The sequence below is a fragment of the Neobacillus sp. NPDC093182 genome (assembly GCF_044754045.1).
This window is the reverse complement of the sequence record NZ_JBIVOI010000002.1, coordinates 68,242-84,744: the sequence shown is the minus strand read 5'-3', so window position 1 is coordinate 84,744 and position 16,503 is coordinate 68,242. Positions and strand designations below refer to the sequence as shown.

Below are 16,503 nucleotides of genomic sequence, written 5' to 3'. Positions count from 1 at the left end.
AATGAGGAAGAGCCAGACATCTAAGAGCCTGGCTCTATTCATCATAATATTAAGTTTTTGACTTATATAGTTTTTTAAAGCCACTTATTGATAGACTGCCAAACCTTACTATTTTTTGTTTTAGGTCGTGAACAGATTTGTTTTCATGTATTTCAGTTTTCCTTGCTTGATAAGCCAGTTCACATAACAAATGTTGACTATTAACTTCGGTTTCACCGTCTTTTCTTTGTACATAGTGATAATGACCTGAAGCCTCTTGTTCACGCGCTTTTACATTGTCTGCCAGGATAATTTCGATTGAAGTATGGATACGCTGTTTTATCTCATTATTCAAGATAGGGAATAAAATCTCAACCCGATTTTCCATGTTTCGTGTCATCAAATCAGCGGAAGATAAAAAAACCTTTTTTTCGCCATTATGGTGAAAGCAATAAATTCGGGTATGCTCTAAAAATGTGCCGACGATACTTCTTACCCTAATGTTTTCACTTACATTTTTAATTCCCGGACGCAAACAACAAACTCCTCTTACAATTAGGTCAATTTTAACTTCTGCATTGGATGCCTCATAGAGTTTCATAATGATCTTTTTATCAGTGAGAGAATTCATTTTTGCAATGATATATCCATTCCCAAATTGCTTATGATAAGAAATTTCCTGGTCAATCAGTTCAAAAAATTTATCTCTTATGTCAAACGGGGCAACAATTAAATGTTCGTAATGTGGTTTTTCCATATGACCACTAAGATAATTAAAAAAGTTTGTGGCATCGATCCCAATTTTTTCATCAGAAGTTAGTATTCCCATATCCGTATAGATCCTGGCGGTGGCGTCATTATAGTTGCCTGTCCCTAAATGAACAAACCTTTCAATTTTCCCCTTTTTACGCCGGACAACAAGTGTAATTTTACTATGAATTTTTAAATGGGTCATACCAAAAATGACGTGACAACCTGCTTTTTCTAATTCCTTTGCCCACTGGACATTATTTTTTTCATCAAATCTGGCTTTTAACTCTACAAGGACTGTGACTTGCTTCCCGTTTTCAGCAGCCCTTTCCAGGCTTTTTATAATAGGAGAATTACCGCTTACTCGGTATAGTGTCTGTTTTATAGCCAAGACGTCCGGATCATCTGCTGCCTTCGAAATAAAATCAACGATTGGCTCAAAAGATTCGTATGGATGATGAAAGAAAACATCATGTTCAAGTGCTTTGACAAAAATATCTTTTTCGTCTATTAAATCTCGAGGAGGCTGTGGAATATATGTAGCCTCCATTAAGTGATTATGAGTTTCCTGAATCGTTTTATAAAAAGAAAATAGAAAAGTCAAATCAAGAGGTGCTTTAGCAAAATACACATCATTATGATGGATTTCCAGTTCCTCCATTAAAAAGTCAATTACCTGCTTGTCGTGGGAATCGTTTTGGACCTCTAATCTTACCGCGGATCCCCACTTACGCTTTTTAAGCTCTTCTTCGATTTCTAACAATAGGTCCTCGGCTTCATCTTCATGTATGGTTAAATCTGCATTTCTTGTGATACGAAATGCAGTTACGGAAATGACTTTAAAACCAATAAATAATTTATGAATAAAGTGAGAAATTACTTCTTCAAGTAGAACAAAAATTCTTTCCCCGTTTTTAGATGGAAGCTCAAGGAATCGTTTTATAGTAGAAGGAACTTGGACAATTGCCATTTTGTTGTAACTAGTTTGCGAGATATTATTTTCACCAATAACAATCGCTAAATTTAGTGACCTATTTAAAAGGGCGGGAAACGGACGATAAGCATCGATCGCCATAGGTGTCAAAACCGGGAAAATCTGCTCATCAAAAAGATTTTCTAAGAAAAATAAATCATCAGCATGTACTTCAGCTATAGACAATATTTTTACTTTTTCTTTTGCTAATTCAGGAGTAAGCTCACGTAAGTAGGTTTGATCTTGTTTCGCAATTAGCTGATGAGTGATTTTAGAAATTGCAGCAAGCTGTTCACCTGGAGTTAATCCTGCTTTATTTTCTGGTCTGTTGAAGCCTGCCTTTAATTGGTCCAGCAGCCCTGCAACCCGTACCATGAAAAATTCATCTAAGTTAGAGCTGAAAATAGCCAAAAATTTGTATCTATCAAGTAATGCATTTCGTTGATCCATGGCTTCTTCCAAAACCCTATAGTTGAAATCTAACCAGCTTAATTCTCGATTATTATAATAAGAATGGTCTTCTAAGTTAGTTTCTATACTTGATGTTTCCATTTTGATTACAGCTCCTTTTACAAGCAAACAAATATACAATTTATATTAAAAATATCAAATTTTAGTAAAGGGAAGATTAAAATTATGTAAATTTCATGTAAAGAAGCATTTTACCATCTCGTTTATCCTTAATAAAAAGGTGAGAGTTTAGTTTAAATGAAAATGGGAGATAATTGAGATTTTTAATAACTTTTCTAAATGTTTTTTTTGTTTTTCAAATTGGTATTCCTCAAATTTAAAGTATTTCTGACATTGTATATCGATGTTCCAACTATTTTCAATTGCGGTTATAACAAAATCCTGTACGATGTTTTGCTGGGTTGAATTCAGACTATTAGATAACTTTAAAATAGCGCCTATAATACACAACTTCCTTTGTTCCTCTTTCGTAAACCAATTCTTTAGTGGATGTAAATATTTTTGGAAGGTGCCCTTTCCTTTAAAAGAAGCCACTAATGCTAATTTCACCCGTTCTCTATGTGAGAGACCCATTATCGTCCGATTCGCTAACAAATAAAAGGCAGCACTGCTGGAATCTTCTTCACCATAACGTCCTAAGTGGAAGGTTTGTGCACCTCTCATTAACAATTCAAAATCATCCTCATTAAAATAAGTTCCTTCTCCAATGATTGATGCTGCTTGCGAATAGAATAAACCTGCTAATTTTTTGAATTGATTTACAGTTGGAGAAGCAATACGGAATTCTTGCATAAGCTCATCTATACTTGCCTCAGCTAATGGAAGGGGTTCACCGCTTACATCATTCATCTTTTGATAAAGAATCCCTTCTCTTAATCCCTTTAAACTAAATACAAATTTTGTTGCGTTACTTATGTTACACAAAATATTGAATAATTCGAAAGCAGGCAAAATGGTAGTTGAGCGCTCCTTTGAAAGTCCTTCTACCTTTTGCAAATCAGTAAAGGATATATCCTGCAACATCTCTTTTACTTCTATAAGTTCAAGTCTAGACATTTCATATTGGTGCATTCCAACTAGGGGATATTTGACATAATTTTGATGAATTCGGGCAGCGTTTCGTGCACTCCCTCCCATAGCGATGACAGGAATATGTTTATCATGTAACCATGTAAGACTCTGAAAATGAGGCAGGAGGAACTGGCGGATTTGTTGACGTTCTTCTGCAGTTGGGATGCTTCCTGTAACAAACTGAAGCTTTAAAGACAATGAACCGAATGGGAAACTATGATAATGTACAAGCTTACTATCATGGAAATAGGTAATTTCAGTGCTTGCTCCTCCCATATCAATTGTGATTCCTTCTTTTATATTGGTAGAATGGATCACAGATAGATATCCATAATATGCTTCCTCATATTCACTCAACAGATTAATGGAAAAGCTTGTCTTCTCATGAAGTATTCGGAGAATCTCTTCTCTATTAGCTGATTGTCTAATTGCAGCGGTAGCTACACAAATAACTTCAGCTAATTCATAATGACGTATCATCATTTGAAAGCCTTGAAGGGTATCAATTAATAAATTTATGCCTTCATCGCTTAGTGATTGATTACTATTCAAGTAGGAGCGTAAACTGGCAGTTACTTTTATATTCTCTATTTCCCTGAAATTTCTTCTTGATTGGGTCCATTCATAAATCACCAATCTAATCGTGTTTGAGCCAATATCTATAACCCCAATTTTTTTCTCCAATTTATTAATCACCCTTTCAATTGAGATGGTTACTTGTAGATTTATCCTATAATTTGTAGGTCAACATATCAAGCCCCCAATCCAACACTTCTATTTATAAAAAAATTATTAATGGATTTGTGGCAGGATACTATAATAAGGTTAGAGGATAAACTAAATAAAAAGATAAAAGAAGAAAAGAGGATACGATGACAAAGGAATTAACTGAAACTGGATGGAATTTTGATAATAGTTACGCTCGTTTGCCACAAACTTTTTTTACAAGACAGAACCCAGCACCAGTACGTTCACCAAAGCTTGCTGTCTTAAATAAACCATTGGCAGCATCACTAGGTTTGAACGTCAAAACCTTGGAAAGTGAAGAAGGTGCAGCCATGTTCGCAGGTAACAAAATACCTGATGGCGCTTCACCGCTTGCTCAAGCATATGCAGGACATCAATTCGGGCATTTTACGATGTTAGGTGACGGTCGGGCTGTACTTCTTGGAGAACAGATCACACCACAGGGTGAACGATTTGATATTCAGCTTAAAGGTTCAGGAAGAACACCTTATTCACGCGGGGGTGATGGTAGAGCAGCACTTGGGCCAATGCTGCGTGAGTATATTATTAGTGAAGCCATGCATGCTCTTGGTATTCCTACCACCCGCAGTTTAGCAGTGGTAACAACAGGTGAAGAAATAGCCCGAGAATCCTATTTGCCCGGCGCTATTTTAACTCGTGTGGCTGCTAGTCATCTGCGTGTGGGAACCTTTCAGTATGCAGCAAGATGGGGCACCAATGAGGAACTGCGGGAGCTGGCAGACTATGCAATAAAACGCCATTATCCTGAAATTCAAGATGAAGAGAACAAGTACCTTACATTCCTTCAGGAAGTGATTAAACGTCAAGCGATGTTGATTACTAAATGGCAGCTGGTTGGCTTTATTCACGGGGTCATGAACACCGACAACATGACCATTAGCGGAGAAACCATTGATTATGGACCTTGCGCCTTCATGGATACCTATGACCCTGCCACCGTGTTCAGTTCCATTGACAGAGAAGGCCGGTATGCATATGGTAATCAGCCGAATATTGGTGTCTGGAATTTAGCAAGATTAGCTGAAGCACTTTTACCGCTGTTACATGAGAATCAGGAGGAGTCAGTTACGCTTGCACAAGATAAGCTCTCTGACTTCGCTGGGTTATTTGAATCCAATTGGCTCGAGGGAATGAGAGCGAAATTAGGATTATTTAATGAAGAGGAAGAAGATAAACCCCTTATTAAAGACCTTCTCGATATAATGCGGAAGCACGGTGCTGACTATTCAAACACATTTAGAGCGTTGACTTTGGATAAACCAGAAGAAACAAGTCTGCAAGGAACAACAGAATTCACTGAGTGGCTAGAACGGTGGAAGGCAAGACTAGGCAGGCAGGAGGAATCGAAGGACTCGTGGATTCAATTAATGAGGAACAGTAATCCTGCTGTCATTCCGCGGAACCACCGGGTAGAGGAAGCACTGGAAGCAGCGAATAATGGAGACTATAGTGTGATGGAGAGGCTTCTTGAGGTTTTATCCAATCCATATGCGTACTCTCCAGAACAGATAGAATATACTACTCCGCCAGAACCATCACCTCGTCCTTATCGAACCTTTTGTGGAACTTGAGAATGCATAATGATAAAGCAAAAGCCTTTCAGAAGAAAGGCTTTTTGTCTGCTATTGATTCTATCGATTGCAAATGAAAAAATTTACCGTTTAAATCTATTGAAAATATTTCCAGTACCTTTATAGTAGTTAATAGATAAATAATAGAATAAATGGGGGTATATGGGTGAAGAAAAAGGTATGGATTTGGGTAGCGGCTATCGTGGGAATACTGATCATTGCGAGCACGGGTACATATTTATATGCAAATGCAGGTACAGAACAAGTAAGTAAAGATAGCGGTGTAATCAATATTAGCGTACAAAAAGTTAGTGAACAAGAATTGGTAGAATCGATTCTTGTTACGGGTAAAATTGTTCCAGAAAGTGAGCAAAAGATTTTTATAGAACCTGAAAAAGGGGAAATAAGTGAATTTAAAGTGGCTGAAAACCAAGCTGTCAAGGCTGGTGACCCACTATTAATCTATGATTCTTCAAAAATAGAAAGTGAACTTAAAAGAGCCGTCCGTGAGAAAGAATTACTGCAAAGCAGGGGAAAAACAGAACAAAATCAAATTGCAGCTATCAACAAGCGTTTGGCAGAAGCTAAAAAGAAGATAGAAACACAACCTGTAGAAACTGAAGGTGCCGCTGAAGGGCTTGTTTCACAAGAAGACGTAAACCAGCTTTCGAACGAAAAGATCCAACAAGAGATGCAATATGAAAGTACAAAGTCTGAAATTACAACTGCTGAAGACCGTATAAAAGAATTAACTGCTCAGAAAAATGAAATGACGATTGTAAGCAAAATGGATGGGATTATTGTAAAGGTAAATCAAAATGCAGCAAATACAGAGGCAGGTGCAGCAGAACCTGTCATCCACATTATTTCTAGTCAACCCTATAAAGTTATTGGGTCCATGAGTGAATTTGATGCAGTCAAGATTAAGGAAGGTCAACCGGTTATTATCCGGCCAAAAGTTTTTAAAGATCGTGAGTGGAATGGTGCCGTTGAATCTGTTTCACAATTCCCAAATGCCGAAGGCGGCGGTAGTGAAGGATTTGAAGGCGGTGCCGGAGGGGGTAACGTGACCATGTACCCTTTTAAGGTAGTGATTACAGATGACACCTCAGAGTTGCGTCAAGGCTTCCATGTTTCTTTAGAAATTAAGGCTGGCGATGCAATTAAAAAGATTGCAATCCCACATCCTGCCTTAATCGATGAAGCTGGAGTCAAAATCGTTTATATTTTAAAAGATGGGATGTTAGAAAGACGTGAAGTTCAAACGGGAGTTATGAATGATGCTTTCATTGAAGTCACATCAGGGGTTACACCTGGAGAACTTGTGGTACTCACACCAACTGAAGAAATGCATGATGGAATGGAAGTGACCTCATATGATGAAGTTGAGTGATATTACAAAAGTATACGGCAAGGGTTCTATAGAGGTCCCAGTACTTCATGGCATTGATTTAACAATAGAAGATGGAGAGTTTGTCGCTATTATGGGACCTTCAGGCTCTGGTAAATCTACATTGATGAACATAATTGGCTTTTTAGATTATCCATCTTCAGGTACATATGAATTAAATGGGGAACAAATCGCTTCGGCAAAAGAGAGCACCCTTGCTAAGCTTAGAAATGAACATGTGGGTTTTGTATTTCAACAATTCTTCATGTTTCCAAGAGACAACGCTATTAAAAATGTGGCCTCTCCACTAGTATATGCCGGGGTTTCCAAGCGGGAAAGAACAGCAAGAGCAAAAGACCTGCTAGTTAAAGTAGGTCTAGGTGACCGAATGAAGCATTTACCTAATGAATTGTCTGGAGGTCAAAAGCAGCGTGTTGCGATCGCTAGAGCCCTGGTTAATAATCCTACTATTCTATTAGCCGATGAACCGACAGGTGCCCTTGATTCGAATACGAGTGAACAAATCATGAAACTATTTACACAGCTGAATGAAGAAGGGAAAACGGTTATTATTGTTACTCACGAAGAAGAGATAGCAGCCTATGCTAAGCGGGTTATTACAATAAAAGATGGCATGATTATAGATGACCGGAGGGTGACCTCATGAATATTTGGGATAGTTTCAAAATCGCCCTTTCATCTATCTGGAATCATAAGATAAGGTCAATTCTAACAATGCTCGGAATTATCATTGGTGTCGCCGCCGTTATTATTATCGTAGCAATAGGTCAAGGTACGAAGAAGCAAATGACAGATGAATTGTTTAGTACGGATAAGAACGCGATTGATATTTATTATGAATATACCCCTCCTGAAGATGAATCAGAAATGTTTTGGGAGGAACCTGAGTTAACTTCTGAAGATGTCCAAATACTCGCGGAAGTTCCTGGTGTTAAGGCTGTGGTTGCAACGAATCAAGGTTGGGGAATGATGACACATGATGATGAACAGGGTGAAATGCAAATTACCGGTGTAGGTGCGGAATTCTTCCCTGCGAGGGATATTCAAGTAGTTGAAGGACGAGCTTTGTACGCTGCGGATAATGATGGTTTGAATCGGGTAGTGCTAATTGATACTATAGCTAGAGAAAAATTCTTTAAGGAATCCGAAAACCCAATCGGGGAGATTATTGACCTAAATGATAATCCATACAAAGTCGTAGGAGTGTATGAATCTCCGCTGCCTGAACAATTCCGAAATAAAGATACTGGTGAAATGCTTATGCCGCGTTCTGTCATCTCGCTGATGTTTGGCAATCGAGAAATCGAACAATTACAGGTGATTGCAAGTAATCCCGAAAACATTTCTGAAACAGGCAGGCTTGCAGCAGATACATTAACAGCAGAAAAAGGTCTTGAAAATGGCAAGTATTCGACAAATGATTTCGAAGATTATGAACGAGAATTAAACACAATGATTTCGCTGCTAACACTACTAATTGGAAGTATCGCAGGTATTTCCCTCTTAGTAGGCGGGATTGGTGTGATGAATATTATGCTTGTTTCTGTCACAGAAAGGACAAGAGAAATTGGACTTAGGAAAGCCATTGGTGCGACAAGAAGGAAAATCCTCTTGCAGTTTCTAATCGAGTCTATCACGTTAACCTCATTAGGAGGGGTGATTGGAATTGGCCTGGCAGCAATAGGCAGTATCCTCGTTTCGCAGTTTTCGCCCATTACTGCAACCGTTAGTCCGATAATCGTTCTCATAGGAGTGAGTTTTTCAGCCTTAATTGGTATTATCTTTGGGTTGCTTCCCGCAAACAAGGCATCTAAACTTAGTCCGATTGAGGCATTAAGATACGAATAACAGAATTTATTTCCCTCAGATGGAAGGTCTGAGGGATTTTTTAATTTAATTTTCATTTTAATAGTTATAAAGCTAATGCTTACGTGTATTATTAATATACATACTAGTGAACGTGAAGTTGAGGTAATGTTTAAATGATTAAGATGTCATTAATAAATGAAGATACATGCTATGGTATGGCTGAGCAAAAGGCGAGAGATTATTTTCAATCACTGTATCAGCAAGTTATGCAAAAAAGCTATGTTTCTTCTCTCACAAGAGATATAGAATCCTGGAAGCACAACCATATACACCATCATTCATTAGTAACTTTCCTTTCACGCAGAAAGAGAAAGCCGACTTCCTTAGAGTATCATAGTTATCTCCAATGGCTGGATTATACAGGAAAATTAGATAACTACCTGGATAGAAGCATCTCTTATATTTTTATGCGTGATTTAGGAAAAGCACTGGATTCTAAAGAGACACAGACTAGGATTCAGAGTGTTGTTACCAGTTTAAAAAACAATCTTACTCAACCTAAGGAACAGCGAGAAAATAAAAATGAAATTTTCTCGATGGCTTGGCTGTATAGATGGGCCCAGCAGGAAAGTATTGAATTGACCATTATCTGGGTAATGAACAAATTAAAGACTGTAGCTAATCATATTCCTCAAGGGATGGATGCGAATCATGCTCAGCGTAAGCTAATTAAAATCATAGCTGGAGTCATTCTGCACGAGATTGAAGAGATGGGCGATAAAACGGCACCGGAAGAACGTGCACAAAGACTTGATAGAGCCATTCGGTTAGGCTATGCCTATGGTTTGACCTATCCATTCATTGATGACCTTCTCGACTCAAAAGTTTTATCCCATAAAGAGAAAAAACAATATTCGAACTTAATACGGACCACTCTTACCACTGGAGCCGTACCGAAATTGGGCGGGGGTTGGGAAGAAAAGAACCAAGCCTTGATCACGTTCATTCATTCGGAGCTTCGCGAGGGATTTGAGTATATTAAAGCGCAGCAGCGGCCAGAGACGATAAAATCATTTTTTGAACAATCGTATGTATTTTTTCAATCACAGGAAGTGGACCGTGAAAAGGATTTAACAAATGGAAATTACACGAATGAACAGCTGTATATTCCGGTTATTCTAAAGTCTTCTTCTTCACGATTGATCGTCCGTGCCGTCATTACTGCAGATGAAGATGAGGGTTTTGATAATCGAACCTTCTATTATGGTATATACAATCAACTGGCTGATGATTTTGCAGATATGTTTGAGGACTTGGAAAATGGTGCGGTAACACCCTATACCTATTATCTAAAATATCATACACAGCGTGCCGATCTAATAAATCCATTTGAATTATACTGGAGTGTCATTTCCAATTTAATTCATTATGTTTATCATTCAGATAAAAAGGCACGTGAAGTAATTTTAAATCGTGCGATAAATGGATTAAAAAGATTTAAAGAACGTGTGGGTACAAAAAAGTACAATGAAGTAATGGAGTTATTTGCTTCAGGAAATCCCAAATTTAATGCAGTGATTCAAAAAATGGTCAGTAAAGCTGATGATGTCGATTTCTTTGATAAACTTCTCCGGGATCATATGATTACCAATCTTAAAAATGAGCGTAATGAACAAGAAAAATTTCAAGAGAGTATTGAAACTGTACGGGAACAGATTAACCACCTCCTGCCTATCCCTAAAGGTGAAACGGCACCTTTGTTGAACGAGCCGATTACCGAGGCAGCAAACTATAGTCTTGAGGGAGATGGAAAACGGCTGAGGCCTATCATTACGTGGATTATGGGTATAAATGAATATGAATTAAGTCAGTCCGCCATTGTGCCTCTGTTACGATCATTGGAATTTATGCATACTGCTTCCCTAATCTTTGATGATTTGCCATCCCAAGATAATGCATCGTTCCGCAGAGGGCGTTCCACTCTCCACATGGTTTATAACAATGCAATCGCCGAATTAACGGGACTCTTTCTTACCCAGAAGGCGATTGAAGAACAAGCATCGCTTGACGATTTTGATTCGAAAACGGTCCTTAACTTGATTCAATATTCTGCGCAAATGACAGCAGAAATGTGTAAAGGGCAGGCGATGGACTTAGATTCGAGAGGTAAACCATTAACACTGGATCAATTGAATATGTTGTGTTTTTATAAAACCGGAATCGCCTTTGAAGCTGCTCTCATTATGCCTGCTATTCTTGCAAATGCAAAAGACTTGGAAATGCAAGCGTTGAAAAAATACGCCTATCATACCGGGATCGCTTTTCAAATTAAAGATGATCTCCTGGATGTTGAAGGGGACTTGAATACACTTGGTAAATCCGTCGGAAAAGATGCGGAAAATAACAATTCTACCTTTGTATCAATCTTAGGGGTGGATGGTGCCAAAAAAGCAATGTGGGAACATTATTGCATGGCAATGGAGACCCTGCAGGAAATTCCACGAAATACAGCTTTTCTAAAGCATTTATTAAATTATATTGTCCACCGTGATCATTAAAATATAATACACAAAAAAGGTAACAACCCAAGGGCTGTTACCTTTTTTGCGGTGGTATAGGGTGAAATATTATTCAGAAAAAATTTTTTCAAATAGTAATGAATATTTCTAAAATTTGTAATAAAATAGTATCTCGGTGAGGGGGAAAATTATGAATATATTAAAAACTACATTGGGTCATTTTAAACCGTATTGGAGAAAATTGCTGCTTGCTCTTACTTTTTCATTAATTGGCGGTGCATTTACAATTTTGCCTCCTATATTGGTAGGAAAACTAGTGGACGAAGTAATTGGGGCACGGGATACAACCTTTTTGCTATGGGTTGTCGGCGGTGTTCTCGTCGCTTTCCTAGGGAAGTCATTGTTTGAAACCCTGCAGGAGTATGTGCAGGTTAAAATCGGTCTCGATGTAATAACTGACATGCAGATTCGTGCATTTAAAAAGCTGCATCGAACACCGATGTCCTTTTTTACAACGACACCAAGAGGAGATATGCTATACCGGTTAACCCATGATGTCGAGTCAGTTCAAAACTTAAATAATACAGTTGTCCCGCGTATTTTACAGCAGGTTATCGGTGCTGTTGCTGCATTTTCAGCTGTATTTGCATTGTACTGGCCCGCAGCAATCGTAATGTTTGCAGTATTTGCTATTTACATACTTCCTTCATTTAAGCTAGGTAAAACGATGCGGAAAATGAGCGCTGTACAAAGAGATATGAGCGCAGATATGTATCAGCATTTACAGGAAAGTATTGAAAGTACTAGGCTTGTAAGGACATTTCAGACGCAAAAAAAGGAAATTGAAACGCAGCAGAAAAAACAGACAGAATGGAAGAACTACTCCATTCGTGCCGCTTTAATTGGGAAGGTCAATTGGAGGTTAGGTAACTTATTTAATATAGCAACTCCCGGCGTTGTCATGTTAATCGGGGGCTTTTCCATCTGGAAAGGCAATCTTACCATTGGAACCCTGATTGCCTGCCTTAACTTTATTCCCATCATGTTTTTGCCAGTCCGCTCGTTGGCTGAAAATGCTTTAACGATCCAACAGGCCATTCCGGCTCTACAGAGAATCTATGAATATTTTGATTTACCGGAAGAACATGAAGAACATCTGCCATCCTTTGGTGTTGTAGAAGGAAATATTAACTTAGATAACATTTGGTTCACTTATCCTAAGAGCGATAAGAATATTCTTAAAGGCGTTTCGCTATCAATGGAACAAGGTAATCACATTGGTATTGTTGGTACAAGCGGAGGCGGGAAGAGTACACTGATACAAATTCTACTTGGTTTATATGAACCTGAGAAAGGGTCGGTTCTTATAGATGGAAAGAATCTCTTTGACTACAACCGAAACAGCTTTAGGCAGCAGGTAGGAGTTGTTTCTCAGGAAACGTTTCTCCTAAACAGTACGCTGCGTAATAATCTTTTATATGGAAAGAAGGAAGCGAACCAAGAAGAATTAGATAAAGCAGTTGAAGCTGCGGGGTTAACTGAATTGATACAGTCCTTGGAAGATAAGTACGAAACAGTAGTCGGCGAGAGAGGATTAAAGCTATCCGGCGGACAAAGGCAAAGGGTAGCACTTGCTAGAGCCATTCTGCGCCAGCCACCAGTATTGATCTTTGATGAAGCAACATCCTCCTTAGATGGTGAAACAGAAGAAAAGGTTCAGGAGGCGCTGGAACAATTAATTCCAGGCAGAACCACCATCACCATTGCCCACCGGCTTATCACTGTCAGGAATGCTGATAAAATCCTCCTTTTAGACCAGGGCATGGTTGCCGAAGAAGGAACACACGAAGAACTGCTGGCATTAAGAGCGCAGTATTATGAATTATACAAAGCCCAATATAGTGAGCTGGAAAAGGAGATGATTGGATGAGTGTAAACGCTGTCTCCCATCAAAATAAGAATCGTGATGGCCGCAGGGTTCTGGCATTTTTAAGGCCCTATAAAAAGTGGGTCATTGCCGATTCAGTTGTTATCGCAATTAGTCAGGTTTTTTCAGCTTTAATCCCAACTTTAGCGCTTAGCTGGCTTGTGGATACGATCATTCCAAATGAAAACCACTCCTGGCTGTGGGGGTTAATGTGGTTATTAATTTTTTCTGCTATATTTGATTTAGTCATGATGGTCATTGATGAATATTTTTGCCATCAAACTGCCAAGACGGTAACCAATTGGCAAAAGCTGCGTCTTTTTAGTCATTTGCAGATTCTGCCATACTCTTTTTACCATAACAATTCATCTGGTGAACTGCTGGCAAGAGTCTCGGATGACCCTGATACGCTCCACAATTTTCTTGCCTGGGAAGGTTCCACCTTCATGGCAAGCGTTCAGGGGGTTATGATTTATAGCCTGGTACTGCTTTGGATTCATCCTTATTTGATGATTACCAGTGTGGTTCTAGGTGTGATCTTTTATTGGACCTCTAACTATGTCGGGGTGAGGACTAGAGCGGCCTCTGCTGACGCAAGACAAGAGGCTTCAAGGTATCTTGAAAGACTGAGAGAATCAGTCACAGGGATTCATTTATCACGGGTTATGGGAGTTTCCGAAAATGAAGTGGAAAGTGTTATTGCCATCCGAAACTCTTTCGTCAAGCATTCGATTAAGGAACTAAAGGCAAGAATGCAATCGGTAGTGGTAATTGCAAGCTATAATGGGTTTGCCTTAGGTATTGTCTACTTAATTAGTACATTATTAATTTGGAACGATAGTTTAACAACCGGACAAATGCTGACTGCAGGAGGTTTGGTTACGATAGCGGCCAACGAAATGCAGCGATTGCTTCGTAACTGGCTTTCTGTTAGAAGAACAGGTCCGGCGCTGGATCGTTCTGACATTCTTCTTTCCCACGAGCCAGCGGAAGCTGAAATTAAGGAAGGCATTAAAGGTGGAAGGGCAAGCGGCAGTATTAGACTGAAAGATGTAACGTTCGCTTATCCAGAAAAAGAAGAAAACGTATTATCAGGTGTTACTTTTGATATCCAAGCTGGTGAAAAAGTAGCCTTGGTTGGACCAAGCGGTTCAGGAAAGTCTACCATCGTAGATTTGCTATTTAGATTGTATGAAACGAAAAATGGTCAGATTGAAGTGGATGGAAGAAATATTACCGAATGGGATACAGCGTGGCTGCGATCTCAAATGGCAATCGTGACCCAGGATGTTCAATTACGAAACGGTTCCTTGGTAGATAACTTAAGAATTGGTAAGCCGGATGCTGCGGATGAAGAATTACTTAAAGCCCTCCATGACAGCGGTCTGGATGAACTAGTAGAAAGTCTGCCGGAAGGATTGAATACAAAGGTCGGGGAACGAGGAAGCCTTCTTTCTGGAGGACAGAAGCAGCGCTTATCACTGGCTAGAGCCATCATTAAAGATGCGCCAATTCTTATTCTTGATGAAGCAAGTTCTGCTCTCGATCCAATTACGGAAACGAAGATCAATGAGTCGGTTTTGAAATCCGGTAAGAAACAAACCATTCTTATTATCTCTCACCGTCTTTCTACAGTTCTCTCTGCAGATAAGATTATTGTTTTAGAAAATGGAAAAATTGCCGAACAAGGCGGACACACTGACTTACTCGAAAATAGCAATGGTGTCTATGCTAGACTGTTTGGAAGAGAAGCAGAAATTGGAGAAGGATCAATTAATCAATCGATTGTTAAGGTATTGTAATAGAGTTTTTAAAAGAGTCTTTCGGTCCATCGAAAGACTCTTTTTTTAATAGATATTGGTAATATTACCCCAAATTTTTATCTGCTCTGCTATGGTAATATTATAGATAGGGTATTTAAAAAAGTAGGAGTGGAGCAAATGAAGAAGGATAAAATAGAAGCCATTCTCGAAAAAGAATTAGTCATTGCACTCGGCTGTACGGAGCCAGTGGCGATTGCATTGGCCGCAGCAACGGCAAAAAGCTATGCCAAAGGGCAAATTGAAAAGATAACTTTAAAAGCGAGTGGAAATATAATCAAAAATGCTAAGTCTGTCGGGATTCCGGGAATGACTTCTAGTGGGCTCGATTTCGCTGCTGCTCTTGGAGCTGTATCGGGGGATCCAACGAAACAATTGGAATTATTGGATGGACTTACTTTTGAAGATGAGCACTCCGCATTAAAACTAATAGAAGAAGGTAAAGTATCATCTGGTCAAGCTGATACACCAAAAAGACTTTATATTGAAGTGACCCTAAAAACTAATCAGAATACTTCTAAAGTGGTTATTTCTGATAATCATAGCAATATTACGTTAATCGAAGTTGATGGTAAGGTTGTGTTTCAAGGTGGATGCGAAAATATCGGCATTCAGTCTAATGAAGAGGAATTATTCACACTTACAATTGATGAAATTGTTGAATGGGTTCAAATGGTCGATATACACAGCTTATCTCTCGTAAAAAAGAGTATCGAACTAAATAAAGTAATTGGACAAGAAGGTCTTCAAGGAGATTATGGATTAAAAGTAGGGAAGACCATTAAGGAAAATGTAAAAAAGGGAATTCTATCGGATGATATAGCCACTGCAGCGATGTCTTTAGCTGCCGCTGGATCGGATGCTAGAATGGCAGGTTCAACGCTGCCGGTAATGGCGAACACTGGAAGTGGCAACCAAGGAATTGCCGTGACACTTCCAGTTGTGGCAGTCGCAGAGAAACTGCAGGTTTCAGAGGAAAAGATGATTCGAGCAGTTGCACTTAGCCATCTTATTACGATTCATATTAAATCAAAATTTGGGCGGCTTTCAGCATTATGTGGTGTAACCGCCGCAGGAATGGGTGCAAGTGGGGCAATCGTTTATTTACTTGATGGTCATCTGGATCAAATTAAAGCGGCAATTCAGAACACTATTGGAAATGTTTCGGGAATGATTTGTGATGGTGCCAAGGCTGGATGTGCGATGAAAGTATCCACCTGTTCGAATGTAGCGGTACAATCAGCTCTTCTGGCACTTAACAATCAAGAAATTAAATCTACTGATGGATTTATCCATGATGACGTGGAGAAAAGTATTGAAAGCTTTTGTAAGTTGGGAAATGAAGGGACAAGGCATACAGACGAATTAATTTTAAAATTAATGATGGAAAAATAAAGAAAATGACCTGGCATTTAGGTGTCAGGTCTTCCTTTT

At 38.9% G+C, this 16,503-nt stretch carries 10 protein-coding genes; 8 read left to right on the top strand and 2 right to left on the bottom strand.

From position 1 onward, the window contains the following. Window positions 1–49: 49 nt before the first annotated feature. A complete protein-coding gene (locus ACIQAA_RS05050) occupies window positions 50–2,254 on the bottom strand; it encodes an RNA degradosome polyphosphate kinase (RefSeq protein ID WP_402615826.1) in 2,205 nt (734 codons plus the stop codon). Between the two features lie 147 nt (window positions 2,255–2,401). Then, window positions 2,402–3,928, bottom strand: a complete 1,527-nt coding sequence (locus ACIQAA_RS05045; RefSeq protein ID WP_402615823.1) for a Ppx/GppA phosphatase family protein — start codon at window positions 3,926–3,928, stop codon at window positions 2,402–2,404. 188 nt (window positions 3,929–4,116) lie between these two features. On the opposite strand from ACIQAA_RS05045, the gene ACIQAA_RS05040 reads away from it, so the two are divergent. The 8 genes from ACIQAA_RS05040 to ACIQAA_RS05005 all read left to right on the top strand — a co-directional run bounded on the left by ACIQAA_RS05040 (window position 4,117) and on the right by ACIQAA_RS05005 (window position 16,464). Continuing rightward, window positions 4,117–5,583, top strand: coding sequence for a protein adenylyltransferase SelO (locus tag ACIQAA_RS05040; protein ID WP_402615820.1), 1,467 nt, complete (start codon window positions 4,117–4,119; stop codon window positions 5,581–5,583). 166 nt (window positions 5,584–5,749) lie between these two features. Next, on the top strand, window positions 5,750–6,976 hold the full coding sequence (locus ACIQAA_RS05035; RefSeq protein ID WP_402615817.1) for an efflux RND transporter periplasmic adaptor subunit: 1,227 nt from the start codon (window positions 5,750–5,752) through the stop codon (window positions 6,974–6,976). After that, window positions 6,960–7,640: an ABC transporter ATP-binding protein gene (locus ACIQAA_RS05030; RefSeq protein ID WP_402615814.1), complete on the top strand. Its 681-nt coding sequence runs from the start codon at window positions 6,960–6,962 to the stop codon at window positions 7,638–7,640. Before ACIQAA_RS05035 ends, ACIQAA_RS05030 begins: the two co-directional genes overlap by 17 nt. Next, window positions 7,637–8,842 (top strand): ABC transporter permease, encoded by a 1,206-nt coding sequence (locus ACIQAA_RS05025; protein ID WP_402615812.1) that lies wholly within the window; start codon window positions 7,637–7,639, stop codon window positions 8,840–8,842. The genes ACIQAA_RS05030 and ACIQAA_RS05025 overlap by 4 nt, the downstream gene beginning before the upstream one ends. A gap of 134 nt (window positions 8,843–8,976) precedes the next feature. Next, the gene (locus tag ACIQAA_RS05020; protein WP_402615809.1) at window positions 8,977–11,361 is read left to right on the top strand and encodes a polyprenyl synthetase family protein; all 2,385 of its coding nucleotides are present in this window, start codon (window positions 8,977–8,979) and stop codon (window positions 11,359–11,361) included. Window positions 11,362–11,512: 151 nt separating this feature from the next. Further along, window positions 11,513–13,252, top strand: a complete 1,740-nt coding sequence (locus ACIQAA_RS05015; protein ID WP_402615806.1) for an ABC transporter ATP-binding protein — start codon at window positions 11,513–11,515, stop codon at window positions 13,250–13,252. Further along, entirely contained in the window at window positions 13,249–15,051 is a 1,803-nt protein-coding gene (locus tag ACIQAA_RS05010) for an ABC transporter ATP-binding protein (protein ID WP_402615803.1), read from the top strand. The genes ACIQAA_RS05015 and ACIQAA_RS05010 overlap by 4 nt, the downstream gene beginning before the upstream one ends. A 138-nt stretch (window positions 15,052–15,189) precedes the next feature. Then, the gene (locus tag ACIQAA_RS05005; RefSeq protein WP_402615800.1) at window positions 15,190–16,464 is read left to right on the top strand and encodes an L-cysteine desulfidase family protein; all 1,275 of its coding nucleotides are present in this window, start codon (window positions 15,190–15,192) and stop codon (window positions 16,462–16,464) included. The last annotated feature ends 39 nt before the right edge of the window (window positions 16,465–16,503 follow it).